At 39.4% G+C, this 11673-nt stretch carries 9 protein-coding genes; all 9 read left to right on the top strand.

The features are described 5' to 3' along the window. The first annotated feature begins 456 nt into the window (after positions 1-456). The 9 genes from H6541_13995 to H6541_13955 all read left to right on the top strand — a co-directional run bounded on the left by H6541_13995 (position 457) and on the right by H6541_13955 (position 11617). Positions 457-2352, top strand: a complete 1896-nt coding sequence (locus tag H6541_13995) for a PAS domain S-box protein (protein ID MCB9016896.1) — start codon at positions 457-459, stop codon at positions 2350-2352. 9 nt (positions 2353-2361) lie between these two features. After that, positions 2362-2988: a response regulator transcription factor gene (locus H6541_13990; GenBank protein MCB9016895.1), complete on the top strand. Its 627-nt coding sequence runs from the start codon at positions 2362-2364 to the stop codon at positions 2986-2988. A 240-nt stretch (positions 2989-3228) separates the two neighbouring features. After that, entirely contained in the window at positions 3229-3609 is a 381-nt protein-coding gene (locus H6541_13985; GenBank protein ID MCB9016894.1) for a response regulator transcription factor, read from the top strand. 111 nt (positions 3610-3720) lie between these two features. Beyond that, positions 3721-5046, top strand: a complete 1326-nt coding sequence (locus tag H6541_13980; protein MCB9016893.1) for a metallophosphoesterase — start codon at positions 3721-3723, stop codon at positions 5044-5046. 622 nt (positions 5047-5668) lie between these two features. Next, positions 5669-6469: an AraC family transcriptional regulator gene (locus tag H6541_13975; protein MCB9016892.1), complete on the top strand. Its 801-nt coding sequence runs from the start codon at positions 5669-5671 to the stop codon at positions 6467-6469. A 452-nt stretch (positions 6470-6921) separates the two neighbouring features. Further along, on the top strand, positions 6922-8292 hold the full coding sequence (locus H6541_13970; protein MCB9016891.1) for a PQQ-like beta-propeller repeat protein: 1371 nt from the start codon (positions 6922-6924) through the stop codon (positions 8290-8292). A gap of 661 nt (positions 8293-8953) precedes the next feature. Continuing rightward, positions 8954-9418: a VOC family protein gene (locus H6541_13965; GenBank protein ID MCB9016890.1), complete on the top strand. Its 465-nt coding sequence runs from the start codon at positions 8954-8956 to the stop codon at positions 9416-9418. Positions 9419-9592: 174 nt separating this feature from the next. Continuing rightward, the gene (locus H6541_13960; protein MCB9016889.1) at positions 9593-10021 is read left to right on the top strand and encodes a tetratricopeptide repeat protein; all 429 of its coding nucleotides are present in this window, start codon (positions 9593-9595) and stop codon (positions 10019-10021) included. 87 nt (positions 10022-10108) lie between these two features. Continuing rightward, complete coding sequence (locus tag H6541_13955; GenBank protein ID MCB9016888.1) at positions 10109-11617, top strand: tetratricopeptide repeat-containing sensor histidine kinase; 1509 nt, start codon at positions 10109-10111, stop codon at positions 11615-11617. Positions 11618-11673: the final 56 nt, after the last annotated feature.

Below are 11673 nucleotides of genomic sequence, written 5' to 3'. Positions count from 1 at the left end.
CATAAAGTCAGCCAGAAAGAGATGGTAAAAAGCAATAAACAGGGTTATTACCAGTACGATGAGAGAAATCTTTTTTCCTTTTTCCATTTCAATACATTTTTTGGTCAACAATTATTTAACACAAAAATATGTTGAAAAAACCCAAAACAATTAACAACTTTAATCCTCAGCCACTTTTGTTAAGACACTGAATAAAAGCACACAACACAGAAAACCGCGCCTTAAAAATGAGTTTCAATAAACATTTTATAGTTTTCGGGTCTTTCATCTGTTTGATTAAATATGAAGCTTAGCCTGAGAGAAAAAAAATCAACCACATTACATTTGCTAGCCTGAAAAACACATTTGCCCGCCTGTGATTTGTTGAACTATCTATATTTCTCTCGTCCGGCTTTGATTGCTCTATTTGATTTCCGTACATTTGAATTCTCAATGTAAGCTCATTTTTTCCTCAATATGTCAGAGATTCATTACACTCCTACCATACTTCTTGTTGACGATAGCAGAGAAAATCTGAATTTACTTATCTCCGTCCTGAAAAAGATAAATGTTAAAATTATCAGCGCCATTTCAGGGCCGGAAGCTTTAATTGTTGCTAAAGGCATTGAACTTGCACTGGCCATTGTCGATGTAAGAATGCCAGGCATGTCGGGTTATGAACTGGCAGTTAAGCTCAACGAAAAAAGAGAAGAAAACAAAGTGCCCGTTATATTTTTAACGGCCAATTATTTTGATCAGGAAGAAGAGCTTAAGGGTTATTCTTCAGGCGCTGTCGATTACATTCTCAAGCCTTTTTCGCAAAAGGTACTGTTGAGCAAAGTTGAGGTTTTCCTTTATCTTTTCAGGCAAAAACAAACCATTCTCCTTCATTCTGAACTATTAAGCAACTCCATTGCAAACCTGGCCAGGGCTAATGAACATTTAGAGGAAAGAAGTCGGAAATACCTGAAAGAGCAACTATTCAACAAAGCGCTTTTAGACAGTATTCCCGGAATATTTTACCTTTATACCTATCCTGAACTCAGGATGGTAAGATGGAACAAACAGCATGAAATTCTTTTCGGGTTTACACCTGAAGAGATGAAAGGAAGATATGTACTGGATTGGCATTTACCCGAAAACCACACTGCAGTTTTAAAATCTCTGGATAATTTTACAAATACAGGCATAGCAGGAATTGAAACAAACCTGTTGGCAAAAGATGGTCATACAATCCCCTTCCTGCTTACTGCTGTTAAATTAGAAAGCCAGGGGCAGCAATACCTGATTGGAGTGGGCACAGATGTGAGCGATCAAAAGCAGGCCCAGGAAGCCTTGCGCGAAAGTAAAACCATCCTCACCAAAGCTCAGCAAATAGCACATGTAGGCAGCTGGGAGTACGATTACAAAAGCAACCGGATGCAGTGCTCCGATGAAACATTCAGGATATTCGGTTTTGAACCTGACGAAATAGAGCCATCGCTTGATTTGTTTTACAGCATGGTTCACCGCGATGATTTTCAGCAACTGATGGATATGATTGAGGATGTAAAAAACCTTTTTACACCCTTAAGCATTGACTTGCGAATCATCTACCCCAATGGAGAGGAAGGATTTATACATGAACAGGCCGAAATCATTTTCGATTCAGCAGGTGTTCCTGTTAAATGGATTGGAACAGTACATGACATAACCCAAAGAAAAAGGACCGAAAGAGAACTCCAAAAATCGCTGGAGCAGTTGCATCAATTATCAAAACACATTGAGCAAGCCCGCGAAAACGAAAGAATGAACATTGCCAGAGAGTTGCATGATGACTTAGGGCAGGCACTTACTGCAGTGAAAATCGATTTGGAGCTCATCAGGCAAAGCGCGTCAGATCCATCCACCAAAGAAAAACTGGAAGATGTTAAAATGCTGGTTGGAAACACCATACGAACTGTTCAGCGAATTACATCGCAACTCAGGCCCGAAATTATCGACGACCTTGGATTGGAAGCTGCCATTGACTGGTATACCAAAGAATATGCAAAACGCTATGGCATAGAGGTTTTTCTGGATATCGACAGCAGCATTTCCATTTCAAACGAACAATCGCTTCCATTGTTCAGGATTATGCAGGAATCGCTCACCAACATAGCCCGACACGCCGGAGCAACGCACATCGAGATTATCCTCAGCAAGCATGACAATTGCATTCTTTTTGAGGTTTCCGACAATGGTGCTGGTATTACTGATGAGCAAATCAATGCCAGGAAATCTTTTGGAATCATGAGCATGAGAGAGAGAGCAACCTCATTGGGTGGCACATTTGAGGTCTCGCGCGGAGAAAATTTTGGAAGTAAAATAATGATTAAGTTCCCCCACTTTTAAAAACAGGTTATGAAAGTGCTGATTTGTGATGATCATAAAATCGTACGTGACGGATTGAGGCAAATTCTCTCACAACACAAAAACGTGAGGCTTATTCATGAAGCTGCTAAAGGACACGAAGCGATAAATATGCTCGAAAAAGAGTCGTATGACCTCCTGTTGCTCGACATTTCTTTACCCGATCAAAGTGGGCTGGATGTTCTGCAAACGATAAAAAGAAAATGGCCGGCCACTCATGTTCTGATGTTAAGCATGCATCCTCAGGAACAATATGCCATTCGGGCCCTTCATTCCGGCGCTTCAGGATACCTCACCAAAGATACTGCTGCTGAAGAACTGATGCTGGCTGTGAGAAAAATAGCAGAAAATGGCCAATATATCTCCCAGTCGCTGGCCAATTGCCTGGCCTTATCGTTAATCACTAACAGCAATCAACCTTTACATGAAAAATTATCGGAACGCGAATTTGAAATCATGCTCAAGATTGCAGCAGGAAAATCATTGATAGAAATTGGCAACGAACTCTTTATCTCCAATAAAACGGTAAGCACCTACCGAAAAAGGATTATGGAAAAAATGAATCTTGGAAAAAACACAGATCTCGCCCGCTATTGCTTTGAAAATCAGCTGTTATAAACCTTTATAGTACATAGTTTACCTCCCTGAATTTTTTATTAAAAAGCTTAATCCAGGCCATCTGCATGGCCCATCTCCTTCATTGACACAACACCATCGCGGGGGCTTTAGGTGAAACCATCCTCCCTCCTGTAAGATTTCCCTTACATGAATATCAGCATTTTCTTACAAGCATTTAGTCCTGTGCCTACAAATATTCAGCACAATTAATTGGATATTCGCCCTCCACACTTACATCCAATGAGAGTATTGATAGCAGATGATTCAGCTTTTATGCTTGACAGGCTTCAGCAAATGTTAAACAACCTGGAGCAGGTAGAAGTCATAGGAAGTTTCAGCAACGGAACAGACGCCCTGACTGCTATACAAACACTTAACCCAGATGTAGCGATTCTGGATAATAAAATGCCTGGTATCAAAGGAGTGGAAGTAATAAGGGAGGTAAGAAAAAAAGATCACACCGTAAAATTAATGCTACTCACTTTTTATGCAGAATCACATTACAGGCAACAGGCTATGATAGCCGGAGCAGACTACTTCTTTTCGAAAAGTGAAGATTTTGAAAAGATTCAGGCAGTGATGACAGAATTAATCCAGCATAAAAACACAGAAAACCGATGAGCAACACAGCCTAAACTAATTAATTGAATTGGATATCCAATTACCGCCATCTTAGAAATGGGGAAGAGTCTGAAGAACAAGGAAAAATCAAAAAAATTAAAAAACAAGGAGATGAAAAGAACCTTTTATTTGCTGACAACAGCCATTTTGGGAATAGCATTTATTTTGTTATTGTCCTGTAATAAGGAAAAAGATGAACCCATTGTCAAAGATGCTTTTAACAATGGAACTACCGAAAGGAGTATGATTGTTGTAATCAGTGATATACATTTAGGTGCCGACCTTGCTTATGCAGAATGTAACAAAAACCTGCCTGCGCTCGAAAATTTCCTGAACCAGGTAAGAACTTCAGCCAATGTAAAAGAGCTGGTTATTGCCGGCGACCTTTTGGATGAATGGTTTGTTCCGGCCCCCATAGATACATATCAGGGAAAAGATCAGGCAGATTTTGTGCAACGAATAGCAGCCGCAAACAAAGGGGTATTTGATCAGTTAAACAGCATAATCCAGGAAAAGAAAATTCTGGTAACCTATGTCCCCGGCAACCATGATTTAACAATTTCAGAAGCCAGTGTTGAGCTCATACTTCCGGGAATAAGCCAGGCCCGCGACCCTGAACTTGGATTAGGCACATACGCTCCTGAAGGCTTGCCAAAGATGGCCATTGAACATGGTCACCGCTACAACTTCTTCTGTGCACCCGACCCGTTCTCCAACCAGGATATAGCCCCTGGCACAATTACTCCTCCGGGCTACTTTTTTACAAGAATCGCCGCACTTCATGTATCTGAGGGATATCCAACCACAGGAGACAGTATCCCTGTAGTAACACAAAATGTTGCTGGCGATGATAGCCAGAATTTATTATTCGGCTACTGGAAAGTATGGAATTGGGCCTTAAACAATCTCAGAATAAACGAATCATTTAATGAACCTTTGATTGTTTCAAATATCAATGGATTAAATGGTTCTTACGCTGTGAATGACATTTTGCCATTCCAATCAACTGTAGGCGGAGTTATTGATGTTAAACTTTACAAAGGCATACAGGACAGCTGGGGCCAGAGACAAACTTACAATCATGTGCCGGTCAGCATTCCTGCCGAACAAGCAATCGCGGGCTCAGCCAGTGCAACCTTCACTGACAACCAGGCAAAAGCCCAGTATTTTTTAAATCCGGCTTCAGATGTCAGATTGGTCGTTTTCGGGCATTCGCATGTACCAACAATAGAAGCATCCACCGATCATCTTGGACAAAAATCAATTTATGTAAACTCCGGAACATGGATAGATCACAATAATTTAGATACTTCATCCATGAATTTTGTAGTCATTACGCCACAAAACAACGATGCATCATCTCAAACCCTGGTGAAGCTTTATCAATTTAAAAATGAGATAATCGCCGAAATGAAGTCTGACTCATTGCGGTTTTAGCAAAGTAAATAAGTCAGGAGAATTACGCAAGCGCGTACAACCATATTGCTATATGCGAATTGAAAATAAATGCCCGTCAGACGACAAAGACTGAGCATTAGTCTGAAGGATGCAAAATCGGCCGGGATTCACTGTAATAAAACAGGGGTCCCGGTCGCTTATTTTCTCTTAAAAGCTCAGGCGATGCCTTACAAAAAGATGCCAGGCTATACAAGCCAGATATTATGCTGAAAATTAGTAAATAAAGCAAACTGGCCTTAAATTAATTGCGCCTTGTTTTGCCATCAAATTTTTGCCAGCGAATACAATCGCTGAAAGCCTTTACGGCTATTCTTCATTCTGAGGTGTGCTGTTCGCGCTGTTTTGCCAATTTAGTTCCGGAAATTTTTCTTAACGGAAAACAAAAATGACCTGAGAAATAAAAGAATCGGGTATTTTTGAGAACGCTATCCGCCAAAGGCAGATATCAAAGCATAAACAACGGGACATGAGTATCGGGAGGCTCATCTGAACTGCTGCTTTTGGCATACTGCTCCATAGCAGTGATTTTTATACTCGCAATTATAACTTAATGGTTTACCGGCCATTGTCATTTTATCAGACATTATAACAAACAGCAACAATGCAAATTGTAGAAATAAAACCTGATTTCAAACTGAATCATATCATTTACAGTTATTACTTAATTCAGAATCATGCGAATACGCACGACAATATTCCGCCACTGGGTCATCCTGTTATTCAGTTTCATGAAAGAAGTAATTTGAACAATTTCTTTTCCAATTATAATTTCCCGATTGAAGATGTGATGATAATTGGACAACTTTCAAAATTTGCAAAAATCAAAAATACAGAGAACACCAGAATTATTGGCGTAAACCTGAGACCTACGGCGCTGCATAAACTCCTCAATACAAGTGTAAAACAGTTTACTGATAAAGGAACACCAGCAGCTCCATTTTTTGGCCATGATATGCACCAGCTATCAGTTGAGCTGAAAAACGCCCGGACAGAAGGCGATAAAGCAGCCCTTCTCAACCACTATTTTCTTCAGCTGATTGCCAATAAGCCCCTCACAAATAATGATTTTGATATTTTAGCTGATACAATTTATGAGAATAAAGGCAAGATATCACCCGAAGAAATCAAAAATATTTGTCCGGTTTCAGATCGCACCCGACAGCGCTATTTTACTGAAAGAATCGGATTAAGCCTTAAGACTTATCTGCGGGTTATCAGGAACTTAAATTTCTTTAAAATGCTGAACGAACAACCCGGCAAACCAATCCCTGACATCATCTTTGAGGTGGGGTATTATGATTACAGCCACTTTATCAAAGATTTCAGACTTATGACAGGAGTGCCACCCCAAATATATTTTTCTAACAAAGAAGCATTTGCCAAAATGTTGCTTCGCCCGTAATTTGTCGTTTTTTTACAACTCCGCGCCCCCTGAATTCCTTTATGTTTGCACCCCGGAAATTAATCATTTCGGAGGGGGTAGGTTTTTGAAATGAGCATATTTTCAAATTGCGTCCATTGTCATTTTTCATGATGGTGGCACAATTGTACCAATCATATAAATCCCGGAATTACGATAGCGTAAAATGTCGATACTATAATTTATCAATATGAACATGGTTCATTCATAAACCCGCCTGCCTCCTTTATGATTCCAATAACCTGATTCATTCTTTTCAAAATCATATGAAAGCCTTTCAATTGAGAATTACCTGCAATTGGCAGCTATTGCCAGGCTTTTAAACCAACACGCAGTACATGAAAACCAAAATAAGGCCAACCAGGCTTTACAAGGTTGCAAACCAGCATGAACACAAAACAAAAAAGCTTTAAGCCGTAGCTAAACATAAATCAATGAACCCACAAAATACTGACAACAAACACAATCAAAAACCAGGTACTGAGCTAAAACAACTGAAAACAAAAAAAATGAACATGAAAAAGAGCGGAATTTTAATTACACTTTTCTTATCAGGCATTCTCTTATTTACATCGTGCAACAAAGATGAGAACGGGAATAACAACAACAATCAACCTTCAGAAGCCCAAACAGCATGGTCGAAAGACCTTGCATTTCCTGTAAATCCGGCTATAGGACAAAACTATATGCCTGCAATTGATGAGAATGACCATATTTATATCCTGTCAAGTGATTACAACAATGGATATGCAATTCAGGCATTCGACAAAGACGGCGCAGAACTATGGAGCAAAACAAACAACAGCGCTTCGCCACACCACAATATGCCAACCTGTTTCCAGGGCAAGTTATTTTTCACTTCAAACCAAAAGGTCGTTTGTTTGAATGCCTCAGACGGAAATCAGTTATGGGAATATAACCTGCCCGATTCCATGTTATCCATAAGCTCATCCATCGCTATTGCCCAACAAAAAGTTCTCATAACACTCGAGAGGGAGACTGCTGAACACTCATATTTATTTGCCCTGAATCCGAATGATGGATCGGTAGCCGGCGCATTGGCCATCACCAGCGACAGAGTTTGGCTAAATATGGCAGCATATGGCAATACTGTGTATTTGGCCAGCGGATATCTGTATAAAGTTACGGTAAACGCGGATGGTTCCATGAATTTAGATTGGAGTGTTCAACTTCCGGGCGACGACCCAACCTATTATTTTAATTTTGAGAAAGACATGGTTATCGCATCAAACGGCAACGTTACATTTGCCTATGGCGAACTGGCCAATCCATCCATGGATATCTTAATTTCATACAATAATCAGGGCCAGAAACTTTGGGAATATGAACGGCCTTATGCTTCACGCATTACATTGGATGAACAAGGCCATGTTTACGATGGAGGAATCAACGATTTAATCAAAATTGACGGATTAACCGGTCAGAAATCATGGGCAGTGGAACCACCAAGTGAATCTGAATACATTTCAATGGGTAGTTTTACTTCCATGATTCACGCCAAAGACGAAAACATGTATTGTGGTGACGTATATGGCATTTACGGAGCCAATTACTCGGGACAAATAAAATACGCAGCATATGCATCCACCATTGGCATCGACAATGCTACGCCATTTACCGATATTACCTTACTTAGCAATGGCAATATAATTGTAATGACAATGGGAGAAGATGGTGGCAATGGGAAAATTCATTGTATAAAAGCTGATACAAAAGGCATTTCAACCTCTGGCTGGCCTAAAAGAGGAGCTGATGCAGCCAACACTTTTAATGCTTCGTTGTAAGTCAGCATTACTTTAAGTGACCCTTCCGGGACTATGTGAAGCTAAAAACGCCACACGTAGTCCCGGTTACATTTTTACCCGGCCTATTTAATTCAATCATACTCCTTTGCCTGAGAATGCGCCCTTTCAAAGCTTTCGTACCCCCTCTGATAGTTTGTGCACTGCCATTTCCTTTAAAGGTAGATTTTACCCCACAAATTCACGATTCATTTTACATCAATGCGTTCGGCAATAGACTAAAAAGCACAAACAACTATCGGTCATATAGGTGGGTAACATACAACATACCAATGAAATGAACCGGATTCCTCATAAGCTTAAGGAACTTGATTTAACTTTTAATGAAAGCCAAACAATGCTTCAGAGATTAAATTTCATACATCTTTGCAAAGTACCCTTTCAGACCTCACATGATTTACCCTGAACAATTACCCGGCAAGCAAAGAGTGCATTTAGAAAATTCATACATTTATCAGCAAATCCGGCCTCCGGAATTACATAAGTAACCAATCAGCGGTATTCCTTCTGTACATTTATCGGCGGCCAGCTTCTTTACATCACTTCAGCATAGCAGGATAAAAAAATGAACAAACTCATAAAAACCATTTTCATTTTAATCATTTCATCCAGTTGTAACCCAACTCAAAAAACGGCAACCACAATGGAAAATCATAAAAATGAAGCATCTAACCAGGGCGCAATTAACGACACAACTCCCAAGGTAACAGGGATTGGAGGAATATTCTTTTTTTCAGACAACCCTCAGCAGACGAGAGAATGGTATCGTCAGCACCTGGGCCTCGAAACCAATGAATATGGCTCAAGCTTTGAATTCAGAAATGCAAACAATCCGGATGAAATAAATTACCTCCAGTGGAGTCCGTTTAAAAACGGAAGTGAATACTTTGCTCCTTCAAAAAAAGACTTTATGATTAACTACAGGGTTCAGAATATCCAGGGACTGGTAAATAAGCTCAAAGAAAGTGGTGTGACCATTCTTGATGAGATTGAAACATACGACTACGGGAAATTTGTTCACATTATGGATGCAGATGGCAACAAAATTGAACTTTGGGAACCTGTTGACCATATTTTCACCGAAATGGGCGGAAAAACAACCAAATAAAGCCATTCAAGACGACCTCACGCAATTAAACAGCCGTTTGGACAGGCAATCCCTCCTATGGAAATACCTTGAGGCCACGGGCATAAATAATCTGTTGAGAGTCTCTCTTAAGGGAAGATCCGTCAAAGTACTATAAAATTCAATAAACTCAATGTATTTTATGCGCGCCAACACATGATGAAGATTAAAATTACTTTATTTCTACTACTGACATTTCTTTCTATCGCCCCCCTTCAGGCCATAAATACCGATAGCCTGGAAATAGAATTAAACAAAGTAAAAGAGATAAATAAAACTGACATCTTAATTCAGCTGAGCAAAGCAAACTGGACAATTGCGCCCGGCAAAGGCATGTTTTATACCAATGAAGCGGTTAGGCTGGCAGAAAAGCACCACGATGAGCCGAAGAAAGCCAAAGCCTTGCTTTATGGAGGTGTAAATGCCTGGTTTATGGGCTTGTATGACAATGCCATTGAATATTATCAGAAATCACTGACCATTGCCCGTAAATTAGAAGACAGCAGGCTGTGCGCCTACAACCTGAATAACCTGGGAATGGTAAATACCTATCTGAAAAATTACACAAAGGCCATAGAGAACTAAACCGAATCAGCCAAAATTATCAAAGAAACCGGAGATACAATTGAATTTGCAAAAATTGAAAACAACATTGCAGAGCTAAACATGCTTATGGGCAAACCCGAAGAAGCTCTGCAACAATATTTGGCTGTATTGAACATCATTAAAAATTCAAACGAAAAGGTGTTCCTGATATGGCTGTATAATGACATCGGTAACATATACAATTTACAGGGCAAATACACATCCGCTCTTACATACTTTTATAAAGCACTGGTTTTAAGCAATAAAACCGACAATCATCTGGGCAAGTCCAAATCAATGAATCATTTAGGGGAGGTATATTTAAAACAAAAAAAATACGATAAGGCCGGAGAATATTTGATTAACGGATTAAAATATGCCAGGGAAACCCATGCAAATGAATACATCAATGATGCCTACAGGAATATTTCAGAATATTACGCTAAAATCAATAATCATCAGACAGCACTTTATTACTACCAGTTGCATAAAGCGTTAAGCGACAGCATACTCAACGACAACAAAATCCGTACAATAGTTGAGATGCAGGCCAGGTACAATTTAGAAAGTTCGGAGTTTAAAAACGGGCTTCTGCAGAAAAACATAGAAATTGACAGGTTAACTATTAAAAAAAACAAAACACAACGCAGCTTTCTGATTCTTTTACTCATCACAACCATCCTGGCAATAGTTCTAATCTATAGCCGTTTGCTTATCCGCAAAAAAAAGAATGCCGAACTCAATCAAAAAAATAATCTGATTAATGAACAGAAGAATCAGCTTACAGAATCATTATTCAAACTTCAGGAATTGAATGAAACACTTCTGCAACAAAAAGAAGAAATCAGGAAATCAGAGAAAGAACTGGAAGTTGTTAATAAAAGTCTGGCAGAAACAAATGCAACAAAAGACAAGTTTTTCTCCATTATTGCTCATGACCTGAAAGGGCCAATAAGTGCAACCATGGGCTTATCTGAATTACTGGAGAGAGACTTTGAAAGCTATGATAATGAGCAACAAAAAAAGATAATTAGTTATATTCACCAAGGGCTGCAAGACAATTTTAATTTACTTGAGAATTTGCTACAATGGGCTGCCTCACAAAGAGGAACCATCAGCTTTAAGCCCGACAAAATACACTTGCTGTCAATATCTGAAGCTTCATGCAACATTTTAAAACAATCGGCACTTGAGAAATCCATTCAGTTAATCAATCAGGTATCGGAAGATATTTTCATTCATGCCGACAGCAATATGATTTCAACCATATTAAGAAACCTGATATCGAATGCCATAAAATTCACGCCCAAAGGTGGAGTGGTCAGCATTGAAGCCAGCATTTCTGAAGAACAGCAATGGGTTGAAATAGCTGTAAAAGATAATGGTCGCGGAATGTCAAAGGAGATGCAGTCAAAATTATTTGACATCGCCTCAAACATTTCGACAAAGGGAACAGAAAAAGAATCAGGCACAGGGTTAGGCCTTATATTATGCAAAGAATTTGTTGAAAAGCAAAATGGCAAAATCAGGGTTGAAAGTGAATCAGGACATGGTTCATCTTTTTATTTTACGATTCCATACATTAAAAACCTTTAAACAGCTTCTATCATTATTTGGCAAAACTGTGCTCCTCTATAATTAAGTTTAAACCG

This window comes from Lentimicrobiaceae bacterium, from assembly GCA_020636745.1.
In the GTDB taxonomy this organism is placed as follows: domain Bacteria; phylum Bacteroidota; class Bacteroidia; order Bacteroidales; family Lentimicrobiaceae; genus Lentimicrobium.
The sequence above is the reverse complement of the archived record's forward strand: the minus strand, read 5'-3'. Positions and strand labels throughout refer to the sequence as shown.